Raw genomic sequence first — 13,500 nt, 5'->3', positions numbered from 1 at the left:
GGCAGAGTGTCGAACCTCACCGGCGGACACGCCGAAACCCGAGGTCATCGGCGTGTCCACCCAGTGAAATATTCACCTACATCGTGAGAAAATCAGCGGGTCTTCGGTTTCCCCGCCGCTTTACCACCGGCCTTGGGCTTTTGCTTCTTTTCCCGCACCCGGACATTCACCCGGACGGGGCTGCCTTCGAAACCGAACCGCTCGCGGAACTTCCGTTCGATGAACCGCCGGTAGCCCGCCTCGAGGAAGCCGGTGGTGAAAAGGACCAGCGTCGGCGGCCGGATACCTGCCTGGGTCGCGAAAAGCACCTTCGGCTGCTTGCCACCGCGCACCGGCGGCGGGGTCGCGGCGATGAGGTCCGCGAGCCAGCCGTTCAGCTGGCCGGTGGGGACACGCTGGTCCCACGACTTCAGCGCGGTCCGCAGCGCGGGCGCGAGCTTGCGCACCGAACGGCCGGTGAGCGCCGAGATGTTGACCTTGTCCGCCCACGGCACCCGCACCAGGCCGCGATCCAGTTCGCGGACCATGGCGTGACGGCGGTCCTCGTCGACGAGGTCCCACTTGTTGAAGGCGAGCACGCAGGCGCGGCCCGCCTCGACGACCATGGTCAGCACCCGCAGGTCCTGCTCGGAAAGGGGTTCGGCGGCGTCCAGCAGCACGATCGCGACCTCGGCCGCGTCGATCGCGGTCTTGGTCCGCAGCGACGCGTAGTACTCTGCGCCGTTCGCCGAGTTGACCCGCTTGCGCAGGCCCGCCGTGTCGACGAACCGCCAGGTCTCGCCGTCCAGCTCGACCAGCGAGTCGACCGGGTCGACGGTGGTGCCGGCGACCGAGTCCACGACCGACCGTTCCTCGCCGGAGAGCTTGTTCAGCAGGCTGGACTTGCCCACGTTCGGCTTGCCGACCAGCGCGACGCGGCGCGGGCCGGTGGTGGCGCGGTCGCCGTCACGCGGCATCGACGGCAGCGCCTTGACGATGGCGTCGAGCAGGTCGCCCGAGCTGCGCCCGTGCAGCGCGCTGACCGGGTACGGCTCGCCGAGGCCGAGCGACCACAGCGACGCGGTGTCGGCGAGCAGGCGGTCGTCGTCGACCTTGTTGGCGGCGAGCAGCACCGGCTTCTTCGACCGGCGCAAAACCTTGGAAACGGCCTCGTCGGTGGCCGTCGCGCCGACACTGGCGTCGATGACCAGCAGCACCGCGTCGGCGGTGGCCATCGCCATCTCGGCCTGAGCGGCGACGGAGGCCTGCAGCCCGGTCGCGTCCGGCTCCCAGCCGCCCGTGTCCACCAGCGTGAACCGGCGGCCCGCCCAGAAGGCGTCGTAGGCGACGCGGTCCCTGGTCACGCCGGGGACGTCCTGCACGACCGCCTCACGGCGGCCGAGGATGCGGTTGACCAGGGTCGACTTGCCGACGTTCGGCCTGCCGACGACGGCGAGGACCGGCTGCGCGAGCTGCGCCTCCTCCTCGGCCTCGCCCGCGGCGATCTGCGCGTCGAGCGCGGTGAATTCGGATTCGTCGGACCAGGAGCCGTCGATCTCGCCGACTCCGTCTAGCTCTGTCATGTACTCAATCCTGTCGCGTGTCTCGGAGCCCGTGCTCCAAGCGCCATTCGTCCAGTGCCTTCACGAGGTCCGCGAGCGCGATGCGAAGCCGCTCGGTTCCCTCCTCCAGCCCTGTCCTTCCCTTCCCGATCGCGGGAGTGAAAGGTTCGCCGACCATGATGTCGACGCGTGGCCGCCAACGCCTCTTGGCGCCGGCGGGTTTGTACGTCCCCCGAGTGGCGACCGGAACCACGGTCGCGTTCCCGGCGCGGACCAGGAAGGCCGCGCCGCGCTCGAAGTTTTCGGCGTCACCGAGGCCGCGGGTGCCTTCAGGGAAGATCCCGACCGCACCGCCGTCCTCGAGCACCTTGACCGCCGCCATCAGCGGCTTGCGGTCCACCGCCCCCCGTTTCACCGGGATCTGGCCCAGTTTCGGGAAGAACCAGCCGACGAACCCCCGGAAGAGTTCCTCCTTGACCAGGAACGCCGTGCGCCTCGGCAACATTCCGAAGAGCAGCTGCGGTTCCACCATCGAGCTGTGGTTGGCGATGAACACCACCGGACCCGACGCCGGAACCCGCTCGGCACCGTGCACCCGCACCCGGAAGGCGGGCCGCACGATGAACTTCGCGATTCCCCGGCCGAACGTGTGGATCGGGCCGCTCGCGCCCTCGGGAAGGCCTTTCGCGCTCACCTCGTCGCCTCGGCCGGGCAACCCTCGAGAAGACCGCGGTGCAGGGCGAGTTCGGCCAGCGCGACGATCACCTGGTCGATGCTGAGCGCCGAAGTGTCCACCTCGACGGCGTCTTCGGCCTCCCGCAGGGGTGACGCCGCCCGGGTGGAGTCCAGGTGGTCGCGCCGCTCCACGGCCGCCTTCGCGACGTCCACGCTGGATTCGCGACCGGCCGCGGAGTCCTGCGCGCTGCGGCGCGCGGCGCGGACCTCGGCCGACGCGGTGAGGAAGATCTTGAGCGGGGCGTCCGGCGAGACCACGGTGCCGATGTCGCGGCCTTCGACCACGATGCCGCCGACACGGTCGAGCACCTCGGCGATGATCTCGCGCTGCCGGGCGACCAGCAGTTCGCGGACGGCGGGGACGGCCGAAACCGGTGAGACCGCGGTGGTGACGTCCGCGCCGCGGATCTCGGCGGCGACGTCTTCACCCGCCAGCGTCACGGTCGCTTCGTCCGGGCTGGTCCCGATGCCGATTTCGGCCTTCCGGGCGACGTCGGCGATCGCGTCCGCGTCGGTCAGGTCGGTTCCGGCGCGCAGGACGGCGAGGGTGACCATGCGGTACATCGCGCCGGTGTCGAGGTAACCGGCGCCGAGCTTCGTCGCGAGCTTCCGCGAAACCGTGGATTTCCCGGTTCCGGACGGGCCGTCCATCGCGACCACACCACGCAGGGCTCCCGTCACCGAAACTCTCCTCAGCTCATTCGTCGCTCACCTGATCGACGACCATTCTGCCTGGTGGCGCCCGACACGCCTCAGCCGCCCACGGCGAACCGGTCGACGAGCATGCCGATCCGTTCCGCGCGCGCGGGCGCCGGGAGCCGCCTGCTGCGTTCGAGAGTGACCAGGCCGTGCAAAGCCGCCCAGAAGGTCTCGGTGTAGAGGGCGGGGTCGTATTCGCCGGCGACCGGGCCCACGACTTCGAACAGCGCGCCGAACGCGTCCTTCAACGGCGCCGGACTGTCCGGGCTGGCGAAGCTCAGTTCACTGGCGAGGGTGAAGATCGCGTCGTAGAGCGCGGGTTTGCGGTCCGCGAAGTCGAAGTAGTTCTCGGCCAGCCGCAGCAGCGCGTCCCGCGAGCTCGCCGCCGTCCCGGCCCCTCTCCGCATGTCGGCGGCCATTTCGGTGCACCCCTCGAGCGCCGCGGCCGCCATGATCGCCCCCTTGCCGGAGAAATGGCTGTAGAGCACGGGCTGGCTGTACTCGATCTTCGCCGCCAGCCGCCGGGTGGTGACCGCGTCCCAGCCTTCTTCCTCGGCGATCTCGCGGGCGGTGGTGACGATCAGCTGTTCGCGTTGCGAGCGGTCCCGCTCGCGCCGAGGGTTGGTGACCATACGATTATGCTAGCACCGCTAGACAAGCTAGCAGTGCTAGCGATAGTGTCCGTCTCGTTCCTAGCACTGCTAGCTTTTGGAGTCGGAGACCATGACCCGCATCAAGATCGCCTACATCCTGTCCGCCGCCCTCGTGCTCTTCGTCCTCTACTTCGGGAGCGGTTACGTCTTCTTCCCGGCGACCCAGACGGGCGGCTTCGGACTGCCGGTGATGCCGTCCGAGGGCGACCCGATCCTCGCCGTCAAGGGAGTCCGGGACATCGGCACGGCGCTCGTGGTGCTCGCGCTGATCCTGTTCCGCAACGCCCGCGCGCTGGGCTGGGCGATGCTCGCGATGGCGTTCATCCCGTTCGGCGACATGCTGATCGTGTTGACCCACAACGGATCCGTGGGCGCCGCGCTCGGCATCCACGGCGCGACGTGTGCCCTGATGCTCGGGATCTCGGCGCTGTTCCTGATCCGCCCGAAGCGAAACGAACGGTGAGTTACTGTTGACGTCGTGAACGTCGAAGTGACCCCGCTCCCCGGAATAGGCGTCCGCAAGGACTTCGCCACTCGCAACGGCCGCCGCGTGGGCGTGGTGACCCATCGCGACGGACACGTCGAGCTGATCGTGTCCAAAACGGACGATCCCGATGCCTGCCTGGCCTCACTTCCGCTCACCACCGACGAAGCGGGTGCACTGGCGAACCTGCTCGGCGCGCCGCAGCTGGTCGCCCAGCTCACCGAGGAGCACCGCGATCTGCCCGGGATCAACACCAAGCAGCTGCCGCTCAAGGCGTCCTCGCCGTTCGACGGCCGGACGCTCGGCGACACGGCCATGCGGTCACGAACGAGTGTCTCGGTCGTCGCCGTGATGCGGGCCGGGCAGGTCCACCCCTCCCCCACGCCGGACTTCAACCTCACCGCGGGCGACGTCCTCGTCGCGGTCGGCACCTCCGAAGGTCTCGAGGCCGCCGTCAAGATCTTGAAGTACGGCTGATCGCCGATGGATCACACCGCACTGTCCTTGATCGAACTCGGGGCGGTCTTCTTCGGGCTGGGCGCGTTGGGTCGCCTCGCCGGGAAGATCGGGATGTCCCCGATCCCGCTGTACCTGATCGGCGGCCTGTGCTTCGGGCAGGGCGGGATCATCCCGCTCGGCGACATCGGCGACTTCACCCACCTCGCCAGCGAGATCGGCGTCGTCCTCCTGCTGCTCCTGCTGGGCCTGGAGTACTCGGCGGCCGAGCTGTTCACCGGGCTGAAACGCTCGTGGGTGGCGGGCCTCGTGGACATCGTGCTCAACGCCGCTCCGGGCGCGATCGTCGCGCTCATCCTCGGCTGGGGGCCGATCGGCGCGATCGTGATGGCGGGCGTCACCTACATCTCGTCGTCCGGGATCATCGCCAAGGTCCTCGGCGACCTTGGCAGGCTCGGTAACCGGGAAACCCCGGTGGTGCTGTCGATCCTGGTGTTCGAGGACCTGGTGATGGCGCTGTACCTGCCGATCCTCACCGCGGTGCTCGGCGGGGTCAGCTTCCTCGGCGGCCTCAAGGCGGTCGGGATCTCGCTGATGGTCATCACCGTCGTCCTGGTGATCGCGCTGAAGTTCGGCCGGTACGTCTCCGCGGCGGTGGACAGCCCGGACCGCGAGGTGTTCCTCCTCAAGGTCCTCGGCGCGGCCCTGCTGGTCGCCGGCCTGGCTTCGGCGATGCAGGTTTCGGCCGCGGTCGGCGCGTTCCTGCTCGGCATCGCGATCTCCGGTTCGACGGCGGAGAACGCGACGCACATGCTCGAACCGCTGCGGGACCTCTTCGCCGCCGTGTTCTTCGTCGTGTTCGGGCTCAACACGAATCCCGCGTCGATCCCGCCCGTGCTCGGCTGGGCGGTCGTCCTGGCGGTCGCGACCACGCTCACGAAGGTCGGCACCGGCTGGTGGGCAGCGCGCAGACAGGGCATCGGGAAGATGGGCCGGGCCCGCGCCGGGGCCGCGTTGGTCGCGCGAGGCGAGTTCTCGATCGTCATCGCCGGGCTGGCGGTGGCGGCGGGCGCCGTGACCGGCGAACTCGCCGCACTCGCGACGGCGTACGTGCTCCTGATGGCGATCCTCGGCCCGACGGCCGCGCGGATCGTCGAACCGGTGGCCCGCGCGCTGCAGCGCAAGCCCTTCGGTTCGAAGACCGCCGCTTCCCAGACCGGCTAGCCGGCTCGTGAGTGGTAAGGACGGTTCTAACCGTCCTTACCACTCACGAGTTCGCTTAGCCGCGTTCGAGCCCCGAAACGGTGGCAGGAGCGATCTGCGCCGGAGCCGCCGGAAGCGGAGCCGGAACCGCCGACGGTCCCGCACCGGAGACAGGAAGAGCCAGCGAAGTCTTGCCCAGATCCACCGTGATCTTCGGGTACTGCGCCGGTCCCGAGATGAACGAGCCGTCCGTCCCGCCGATGATCAGCGCGAGCTGGTGTCCCGCCGGGACGACGTGGTCCGTACTCGCCAGCCGGAAGGTCATCGTGTACGGCTGCCCCGGCGTCAGCGGCGATTCCTGGCTCAGCGAACGGTGATTGGCCAGATCCGCCCACCCGCGGCTGATGATGTTCAGCCCCACCGAGACCGCGTCGGTGCTCGTGTCCAGATAGCAGGCGTCGTTACCGGGCGCGCTCGCGCCCCAGCACGACTGGGTCAGCTCGTTCTTGATGCCTTCCTTCGGTCCGGTGTAGTTCCGGATCGTCGCCGGGCCGTAGTCGACCAGGACCGCCGAGAGCCGCGCGGTGGGCGTCGACGGCGTGGCGGTCACGGTCACCTTCGCCGTCCCGGAGACGTGCAGGTCCTTCGCGAGCGCGCCGGTGCTGAACAGCACGCGTCCGCTCGCGGTCTCCGTCGGCCTCGCGGCCCAGCCGTTCGAAGACTGGCCCGACGAGTCCGTGAACGAGACCGTGCCCGTCCCCACGGACGTGCCCAGCGTGCCGACACCCGGCGTGCTCCCGGCCGCGGGGCGCAGGGTGACGGCGCTGCCCGCGGGCCACGCCGGCTGGTCCACCCAGACGTCGGGCTCTCGTTCCACACTCGCGCCTGGGGTCTTCTCGATACCGTTGTCCACGCCGAGCAGGTAGTGGTCGAACCACTTGTGCAGGGTGTCGACCCACGCCGACCGCCGGTAGTCGAACGGATCGACGTGGCCTGCCTGGGTCAGCCAGATCTTGCGCTCGACGTTCAGCGCTTCCCACCACTGCCCGAAGTTGATCGTTTTGACGTTGAGGTCACCGAGGCCGTGCGAAGCGAGCACGCTGGCTTTCACCTTCGAAGCGCTCTGCACGTGGTCCCGGTCGAGCCAGAACGCGTTGTAGTCGCCGTTCGAGGTCGCGCCCTCGGTGAGCTTCCGGTTCGCCGCGCTGCAGTCCTGCCCACCGTTGCGTCGCGAGACGGTCTGCGCGAGACCCGCCGGGCTCCCCTGGCGCAGGTTCGCGCCGTCGGACCGGTAGTAGTCGTACCAGGAGCTGATGGCACCGATCGGCACGATGGTCTTGAGCCCGTCGACACCGGTCGCGGCGACGCCGTTGGCCACCGTGCCGTCGTAGGACTTCCCGATCATGCCGACCGCGCCGGACGACCAGGTCGCGTTCTTCCTGGCCGGACCGGTCGCCGTCGTGTAGCCGTTCGCGCGGCCGTTCAGCCAGTCGACGACCTTGCGCGCCGAATTGACGTCCGAGGGACCGCCGACGTCCGTGCAGCCGCGGGACTTGTTGGTACCGGCCAGATCCACCAGGACCACGGCGTACCCGCGCGGGACGAAGAAGTTGTCGTAGAAGAGCGGGAAACCGACCGGCCTGCCCGCCGAGTCGTAGGTCTTGAGCTCGCTCTCGTTGCCCCGCCCGCAGCACGAGTAGTACGGGCTCGCGTCCATGATGACCGGGACCTTCTTGCCCTGCGCCGCCGGTTCCGTCGGCCGGATGATGTCCGCGGCGACGCGGTCCGAACGGCCGTCGCCGTCCCCGTCGAGCCCGATGTCCACCCAGGCCGTCTCGCGGACGGCCTTGGCGAAGTCGTAGACCGGTTCACTCGCCCGCGGTTTCGCCGCGGCCTGCGGCGCCGCGACAGCACCGCAGGCCGCGGCGACCGCCAAGATCCCTGCCAGCACAACTGTTCTCACGGTTGAGCCCTTCCCCGTCGGCTGAAAGCCCGTCAGGAAGAGCTAAACGCGATGATCACCCGCGCAGTAGAGCGGAAAGTCTTGGCTACAGATCGACGGCGCGGTACAGCGAACCGACCTCGCCGCGGTTCAGCCGCCGGATCGAGCCCGAACGCTGGGCGCCGAGCTGGACGTCGCCGAGCGCGGTCCGGACCAGTTTGCGCACCGGGTGCCCGGTGGCCGCCATCAGCCGCCGCACGATGTGCTTGCGGCCCTCGTGGATGACCAGTTCGATCTGTGTGCGCCCGGCCAGCATGTCCTTGACGCGGAACTGGTCGACCTTGACGATGCCGTCCGGCAGCTCGAAACCCGCCCGCAGTTCCTTGCCGAGCCCGCGCGGGACGATGCCCTCGACCTCGGCGAAGTAGGTCTTGAGCACGCGGAACGACGGGTGCATCAGCCGGTGGCCGAGGTCGCCGTCGTTGGTGAGCAGCAGGAGGCCTTCGGTGTTCTCGTCGAGCCTGCCGACGTGCACGATGCCGGGCGTCTCCTCGTACCGGCCGCGCAGGTAGTCGCCGACGCACGGGCGGCCGCGGTCGTCGTTCATCGTGCTGTGCACGCCCTTGGGCTTGTTCAGCAGGAGGTAGACGAGGTCCTCGCGGACCTGGACGCGGGTGCCGTCCACATGGATCACGGAGTTGTCCGGATCGACCCGGCGGCCGAGTTCGGTGACCACCTTGCCGTCCACGCTCACGCGACCGCGCACGATCAGGTCCTCGGCCGCGCGCCGCGAGGCGACGCCCGCCTGCGAAAGGACCTTCTGCAGCCGAATGCCGTCGGGATGCGGGTCAGATGTCATCGATGGTGTCCACTTCGGGTAGCAACGGAGCGATGGGCGGAAGGTCGGCCAGGGACGAGAGGCCCAGTCGCTCCAGGAACAGCTCGGTCGTCACGTACAGCGTGCCTGTGGTTTCGGGGTCGGTCCCCATCTCCTCGATCAGGCCGCGCGCCAGCAGCGTCCTGATCACCCCGTCCACGTTCACCCCTCGGACGGCGGCGACCCTGGCCCTGGTCACCGGCTGCCGATAGGCGATCACGGCGAGGCTCTCCAGTGCGGCTCGCGTCAGCTTGGAACGCTGGCCGTCGAGCAGAAGCTTCTCCACGAACGGGGCATAGACGTCCCTAGTGTAGAACCGCCACCCTTCGCCGACTCGGCGCAGGTCGATTCCGCTGGTCCGCTCGGTGAACTTCTGCGCCATCGTGCGCAGCGCCACGGTCACCCGCGACACGGGCTGGCCGACCGTGTCGGCGAGGGATTCCTCGTTGATCGGCGAGTCGACGACCAGGAGCAACGCCTCCAGGGCCGCTTCGAGAGCCTCGTCGGAGGTGACGTCGGGATAGTCGCCGTCACCCGCCGCGACGAGCCCCTCGTCGGCAGGCGGCTCCGTCTCGGCCTCCGGCTCGACGGCAGGGGCCTCGGCCGCCTCCGGGGTCGCTTCGGTCTCCGGCGTCTCCACGCTCTTATCGGTCTCTTCGGTGTTCTCCGGGCTCACCCGTACTCCTCGTCCTCGGCGGCGGCGCGATCGTGTTCGGCCGCCACCGATGCCTCCTCCACAGACCCGCCGGTCCAGCGCACGTGCAGTTCGGCGAGCGCCTCCAGCTGCTCGAACTGGACCGTGGCCTCCCGGTACAGCTCCAGCAGCGCGAGGAACCGCGCCACGATCTCGACGGTGTGCTCGCAGTCGTCGACCAACTCGCCGAAGGTCGCTTCGCCGCGTTCCGCCAGCTTGAGCCGCAGCAGCGCGGCGTGCTCGCGCACCGAGACCCGGCCCATGTGGATATGCGCGATCGACACCTGCGGCGGCGGTTTCGGCCGGAAGACGGCCACGGCGATCTCGGCGAACTTCGCCGGATCGACGCCCAGCATCACCTCGGGCAGCAGCCCCATGAACCGCTCTTCGAGCGCGACCGACCGTGGGTAGCGCCGCAGCGCACCGGCCTCCAGCTCACCGAACAGCGCCGCGACCTGCTTGTACGCCCGGTACTGCAGCACGCGCGCGAACAGCAGGTCCCTGGCTTCGAGCAGGGCGAGATCGTCTTCGCTCTCCACCTCGGCGGCGGGCAGCAGCCGCGCCGCCTTGAGGTCGAGCAGGGTCGCCGCGATGACCAGGAACTCGGTCGTCTCGTCGAGGTTCCACTCCGAGCCGAGCGCACGGGTGTAGGCGATGAAATCGTCCGTGACCTGGTGCAACGCGACTTCGGTGACGTCGAGCTGGTGCTGCGAGATCAGCTGGAGCAGCAGATCGAAGGGGCCCTGGAAGTTCGACAGGTTCACCTTGAACTTGGACGTGCTCAGCTCTTCGCCGGCCAGTCCTTCGGGGACCATCCCGCCGTGCACGGTCTCGTGCACGACGGGGGTCTCGTCTGCCTCTGTCCGCTCGACCGGCTCTGAGCCGCTGGGAGCAGCCGCGGCCGGGTCGTCCATCAGCTCTCGGTCTCTTTCCCGTCCTCGCTGCCCGCCCGCAGGCGCTGGACGAGGACCGAGTCCTCGCCCGCCGCGTCGAAGTCGGCCAGCAGTACGGCCACCGCCTCGCGGACCAGCCTGCCGCGATCGAGGACGAGACCGTGCTTCGCCCGGAGGTTCAGCCTGGCCTGCTCCATCGCCAGCAGTTCGTCGCCGGAGACGTAGACGGTGATCTTCGCGTCGTGCTTGGTCCGCCCGGACCCGCTGCGCGCGGCACGGGTCAGCCGTTCCTTGTGCTCGTTCCCGGAACCGTTCCCGTTGCCGTTCCCCTTCGCGGGGGCGGGCTGTTCGGGCGCGGGCGGGAGATCGAGCGCGGGGCTGGAGGTGATCCTGAAGAGTTCGGACGCTCCTGGCAGGGAAGCTCGCCTGCTCACCGAGCGATCACCTCGCGTGCCAGCGCGCGATAGGCAGCCGCGCCGGCTGATTTGGGAGCCCAGGTCGTGATCGGCTCGCCCGCGACCGTCGTCTCGGGGAACCGCACGGTGCGGTTGATCACCGTGTCGAACACGGTGTCGCCGAATGCCTCCACCACTCTCGCCATGACCTCCTTCGAGTGCAGGGTTCTCGGGTCGTACATGGTGGCGAGAATCCCGGTGATGTCCAGTTTGGGGTTGAGGCGTTCCTGCACCTTCTCGATGGTGTCGATCAGGAGCGCTACGCCTCGCAGACTGAAGAACTCGCACTCCAGCGGGATGATCACACCGTCCGCGGCGGTCAGTGCGTTCACCGTCAGCAGGCCTAGCGAGGGCTGGCAGTCGACAAGAACATAGTCGTAGTCGTTCATGACCGGACGAAGGACCCGTAACAAAGTGTGTTCGCGCCCTACCTCTGCGACCAACTGGACCTCGGCCGCGGACAGGTCGATGTTGCTCGGCAGCAGGTCTACGCCGTCCACCCGGGTCTTCCGGATGACGTCGGTGATGGCGACCGAGCGCTCCATGATGACGTTGTAGACCGTCTGGTCCAGCTCGTGCGGCTGAATGCCGAGGCCGACCGAGAGCGCGCCCTGTGGATCGAAGTCGACCAGCAGCACCCGGCGGCCGCATTCGGCCAGCGCGGCGCCGAGGTTGATGGTCGAGGTGGTCTTGCCGACCCCGCCCTTCTGGTTGCACATGGCCATCACCAGTGCGGGACCGTGCCGGTCCAGCGGCGGCGGATCGGGGATCTCGCGGTACGGACGGCCCGTGGGGCCGATCCCGTCCCTCTCGAGTTCTTGCTGCTTGGTTTCTTTGGCGCGCTTGGCCTTGCGGCCGCGGGAAGAGATCGTGTCCTCCGACGGTTCGTCGCCGTCGTGTTCGGCGGGGGTTGCGATGGTCACCTGGCTGAGGCTCGCGGCAGCCGAACCGGCGGACGCGGACGGCTTCGCCGGCTCGTTCGGTGTCGACATAACGCGAAAGCTCCTCTTCGGCAGGATCCTCGGCAGCCTATGCGCGATCCGGGAGTCGAGCCAACGAGGCACGCCGGGACCGACCGGGTCGATTAGCCCAGCGCGCGGGGATGTGCTGTGGCGTAAACCTCGCGGAGCGTGTTGACCGTGACCAGCGTGTACACCTGGGTGGTGGTCACCGAAGCGTGACCGAGGAGTTCCTGCACGACGCGGACGTCGGCGCCGCCTTCGAGAAGGTGCGTGGCGAAGGAATGGCGCAGCGTGTGCGGGGAGACGCCCGCCGTGATCCCCGCGGATTCCGCGGTGTCCTTGAGAACCTGCCACGCACTCTGGCGGGAAAGCCTGGAGCCGCGGGCGTTCAGGAACATCGCCGGCGTTCCCCGGCCGTGGGTGGCGAGCGCCGGCCGCGCGCGGACGAGGTACGCGTGCACCGCTTCCAGCGCGGGACGGCCGATCGGCACGATGCGCTGTTTGCCACCCTTGCCGTCGAGCAGCACGGTGCGTTCGGCGTCGTCGATGTCGTCGACGTCGAGCCCGACGGCCTCGGAGATCCGCGCGCCGGTGGAGTACAGCAGTTCCAGCAGCGCCCGGTCCCGCAGCGGGCGTTCGCCCTCGGGCGGTGGGGTTTCCAGCAGTTTCAGCACGTCACCCACCGGCAGCGCCTTGGGCAGTCGTTTGGCCGCGGCGGGCGGACGGACCTCGCGGGCCGGGTCGTTCTCGGTGATGCCGTCGGCGTGCGCGAACTTGTGCAGCCCCCGCACCGCGACCAGCGCGCGGGCGGCCGACGACGCGGCGAGCGGCCGATGCTCTTCGTCGCCTTCGCGCAGCGCCGCGCCGAACGAGGTGATGTGCGCCGAGGTGACGTCGCTGAAACGCTCGACGTCGGCGGCGCCGAGGTACGCGGTGTACCGGCGCAGGTCGCGGGAGTAGCTGTCGAGGGTGTTCCTCGCGGTTCCGCGCTCGACCACCAGATGGTCGAGGTATGCGGCGACCACCTGGGCGACTCCGGTACCGCCGGCCCGTGACACACGGACACTCTAGGACGATCGCGACCCGTTCGGGGGATCGCCGCGCGTACACGTCGCGGGTGTGAAACGGGCTACCTTGGGAGCATGTCCCAGCAACCGGACCCGGACGAAATGCGTGTCGGCACCGCCGAGCGCGAGGAGGCGGCACGGCTGCTCGCCGATCACTACAGCCAGGGAAGGATCACGCCGGACGAGTACGAGGGCCGCGTCCTCGCCGCGTACGAGGCCGTGACGCTCGGCGAACTCCGGCCGCTGTTCCAGGACCTGCCCGCGCCGCACCCGAAGGCACTGGCGCCGCGGTTCGACCCGCCGCCGTTCGTGCCCGTGTACCAGCAGCCCGCCGCGGTCGCGCCGTACTCACCGAAGTCGAAGATCGCCGCCGGGGTGCTGCAGATCGTGCTGCCGTTCGGGATCGGGCGCTTCTACACCGGCCATGTCGGTCTCGCCATCGGCCAGCTGGCGGTCGTGCTGGTCACCTGCGGCGTCGGGGCGGTCTGGCCGATCGTCGACGGGATCGTGCTGCTGGCGAACGGCGGCACCGACGCGCAGGGCCGCCGCCTCCGCGACTAGAGCCTCGTGAGTGGTGAGGACGGTTCCAACCGTCGCGTTTCCGCATGTCGTCCTGTGCTGCCGGACGTTGCGAAAGCCACTTTCGCAACGTTGAAGGTTGCGAAAGTGGCTTTCGCAACGTCGGCCACGGCCAGGCACGGTACCGCCCTGGCGAGCATGTCGCGAAAGCCACTTTCGCGACGTCTGATGTCCCGAAAGTGGCTTTCGCGACACGCCGCCGCTCCACCCCACCCGACCCGAATGCTAGGAACGGTCCTTGCCTTGCGAATTTCGCAAGG

General features: G+C 69.1%; 15 protein-coding genes. 4 read left to right on the top strand and 11 right to left on the bottom strand.

Going from position 1 to position 13,500, the window contains the following annotated elements; all coding sequences use genetic code 11:
* Window positions 1-92 precede the first annotated feature (92 nt).
* The 4 genes from der to H4W30_RS05030 all read right to left on the bottom strand — a co-directional run bounded on the left by der (window position 93) and on the right by H4W30_RS05030 (window position 3,607).
* A complete protein-coding gene (der, locus tag H4W30_RS05045) occupies window positions 93-1,562 on the bottom strand; it encodes a ribosome biogenesis GTPase Der (protein WP_037348153.1) in 1,470 nt (489 codons plus the stop codon).
* Between the two features lie 4 nt (window positions 1,563-1,566).
* A complete protein-coding gene (locus H4W30_RS05040; protein WP_192741700.1) occupies window positions 1,567-2,235 on the bottom strand; it encodes a lysophospholipid acyltransferase family protein in 669 nt (222 codons plus the stop codon).
* On the bottom strand, window positions 2,232-2,936 hold the full coding sequence (cmk, locus tag H4W30_RS05035; protein WP_192742436.1) for a (d)CMP kinase: 705 nt from the start codon (window positions 2,934-2,936) through the stop codon (window positions 2,232-2,234). The genes H4W30_RS05040 and cmk overlap by 4 nt, the downstream gene beginning before the upstream one ends.
* 92 nt (window positions 2,937-3,028) lie before the next feature.
* A complete protein-coding gene (locus tag H4W30_RS05030) occupies window positions 3,029-3,607 on the bottom strand; it encodes a TetR/AcrR family transcriptional regulator (protein ID WP_192741699.1) in 579 nt (192 codons plus the stop codon).
* A gap of 91 nt (window positions 3,608-3,698) precedes the next feature.
* Here H4W30_RS05030 and H4W30_RS05025 point away from each other — a divergent pair, with 91 nt between their 5' ends.
* From H4W30_RS05025 to H4W30_RS05015, 3 genes are read left to right on the top strand one after another with little or no spacing between them, the layout of a single operon-like run.
* Window positions 3,699-4,091, top strand: coding sequence for a DUF4267 domain-containing protein (locus H4W30_RS05025; protein ID WP_192741698.1), 393 nt, complete (start codon window positions 3,699-3,701; stop codon window positions 4,089-4,091).
* A gap of 15 nt (window positions 4,092-4,106) precedes the next feature.
* Window positions 4,107-4,589 carry a cation:proton antiporter regulatory subunit gene (locus tag H4W30_RS05020; protein WP_192741697.1) on the top strand — a complete coding sequence of 161 codons (483 nt, stop codon included), beginning with the start codon at window positions 4,107-4,109 and terminating at the stop codon, window positions 4,587-4,589.
* A gap of 6 nt (window positions 4,590-4,595) precedes the next feature.
* Complete coding sequence (locus H4W30_RS05015; protein WP_192741696.1) at window positions 4,596-5,792, top strand: cation:proton antiporter; 1,197 nt, start codon at window positions 4,596-4,598, stop codon at window positions 5,790-5,792.
* Between the two features lie 55 nt (window positions 5,793-5,847).
* On the opposite strand, the gene H4W30_RS05010 is transcribed toward H4W30_RS05015, so the two are convergent.
* From H4W30_RS05010 to xerD, 7 genes are all read right to left on the bottom strand, one after another.
* A complete protein-coding gene (locus H4W30_RS05010) occupies window positions 5,848-7,722 on the bottom strand; it encodes a Xaa-Pro dipeptidyl-peptidase (RefSeq protein ID WP_192742435.1) in 1,875 nt (624 codons plus the stop codon).
* Window positions 7,723-7,819: 97 nt separating this feature from the next.
* On the bottom strand, window positions 7,820-8,572 hold the full coding sequence (locus H4W30_RS05005; protein WP_007035528.1) for a pseudouridine synthase: 753 nt from the start codon (window positions 8,570-8,572) through the stop codon (window positions 7,820-7,822).
* Window positions 8,562-9,266 (bottom strand): SMC-Scp complex subunit ScpB, encoded by a 705-nt coding sequence (scpB, locus tag H4W30_RS05000; RefSeq protein WP_192741695.1) that lies wholly within the window; start codon window positions 9,264-9,266, stop codon window positions 8,562-8,564. The genes H4W30_RS05005 and scpB overlap by 11 nt, the downstream gene beginning before the upstream one ends.
* On the bottom strand, window positions 9,263-10,198 hold the full coding sequence (locus tag H4W30_RS04995) for a segregation and condensation protein A (protein WP_192741694.1): 936 nt from the start codon (window positions 10,196-10,198) through the stop codon (window positions 9,263-9,265). The genes scpB and H4W30_RS04995 overlap by 4 nt, the downstream gene beginning before the upstream one ends.
* Window positions 10,198-10,611 carry a cobyrinic acid a,c-diamide synthase gene (locus H4W30_RS04990; RefSeq protein WP_192741693.1) on the bottom strand — a complete coding sequence of 138 codons (414 nt, stop codon included), beginning with the start codon at window positions 10,609-10,611 and terminating at the stop codon, window positions 10,198-10,200. Before H4W30_RS04990 ends, H4W30_RS04995 begins: the two co-directional genes overlap by 1 nt.
* The gene (locus tag H4W30_RS04985; protein WP_126736754.1) at window positions 10,608-11,624 is read right to left on the bottom strand and encodes a ParA family protein; all 1,017 of its coding nucleotides are present in this window, start codon (window positions 11,622-11,624) and stop codon (window positions 10,608-10,610) included. Before H4W30_RS04985 ends, H4W30_RS04990 begins: the two co-directional genes overlap by 4 nt.
* Window positions 11,625-11,716: 92 nt before the next feature.
* The gene (gene xerD, locus H4W30_RS04980) at window positions 11,717-12,619 is read right to left on the bottom strand and encodes a site-specific tyrosine recombinase XerD (protein WP_192742434.1); all 903 of its coding nucleotides are present in this window, start codon (window positions 12,617-12,619) and stop codon (window positions 11,717-11,719) included.
* A gap of 117 nt (window positions 12,620-12,736) precedes the next feature.
* Between xerD and H4W30_RS04975 the strand changes: the two genes are divergently transcribed.
* Window positions 12,737-13,222, top strand: coding sequence for a DUF1707 domain-containing protein (locus tag H4W30_RS04975; protein ID WP_192741692.1), 486 nt, complete (start codon window positions 12,737-12,739; stop codon window positions 13,220-13,222).
* Window positions 13,223-13,500: the final 278 nt, after the last annotated feature.

Origin of the sequence: Amycolatopsis roodepoortensis, from assembly GCF_014873915.1 — a bacterium.
GTDB classification, from domain to species: domain Bacteria; phylum Actinomycetota; class Actinomycetes; order Mycobacteriales; family Pseudonocardiaceae; genus Amycolatopsis; species Amycolatopsis roodepoortensis.
The sequence above is the reverse complement of the archived record's forward strand: the minus strand, read 5'-3'. Positions and strand labels throughout refer to the sequence as shown.

Bases quoted from the DNA above. Each gene is read 5' to 3' on its own strand.
- H4W30_RS05030 (WP_192741699.1), bottom strand. From the start codon at position 3,607: ATGGTCACCAACCCTCGGCGCGAGCGGGACCGCTCGCAACGCGAACAG.
- H4W30_RS04985 (WP_126736754.1), bottom strand. From the start codon at position 11,624: ATGTCGACACCGAACGAGCCGGCGAAGCCGTCCGCGTCCGCCGGTTCG.
- H4W30_RS05005 (WP_007035528.1), bottom strand. From the start codon at position 8,572: ATGACATCTGACCCGCATCCCGACGGCATTCGGCTGCAGAAGGTCCTT.
- der (WP_037348153.1), bottom strand. From the start codon at position 1,562: ATGACAGAGCTAGACGGAGTCGGCGAGATCGACGGCTCCTGGTCCGAC.
- H4W30_RS04995 (WP_192741694.1), bottom strand. From the start codon at position 10,198: ATGGACGACCCGGCCGCGGCTGCTCCCAGCGGCTCAGAGCCGGTCGAG.
- H4W30_RS04975 (WP_192741692.1), top strand. From the start codon at position 12,737: ATGTCCCAGCAACCGGACCCGGACGAAATGCGTGTCGGCACCGCCGAG.
- H4W30_RS05015 (WP_192741696.1), top strand. From the start codon at position 4,596: ATGGATCACACCGCACTGTCCTTGATCGAACTCGGGGCGGTCTTCTTC.
- H4W30_RS05025 (WP_192741698.1), top strand. From the start codon at position 3,699: ATGACCCGCATCAAGATCGCCTACATCCTGTCCGCCGCCCTCGTGCTC.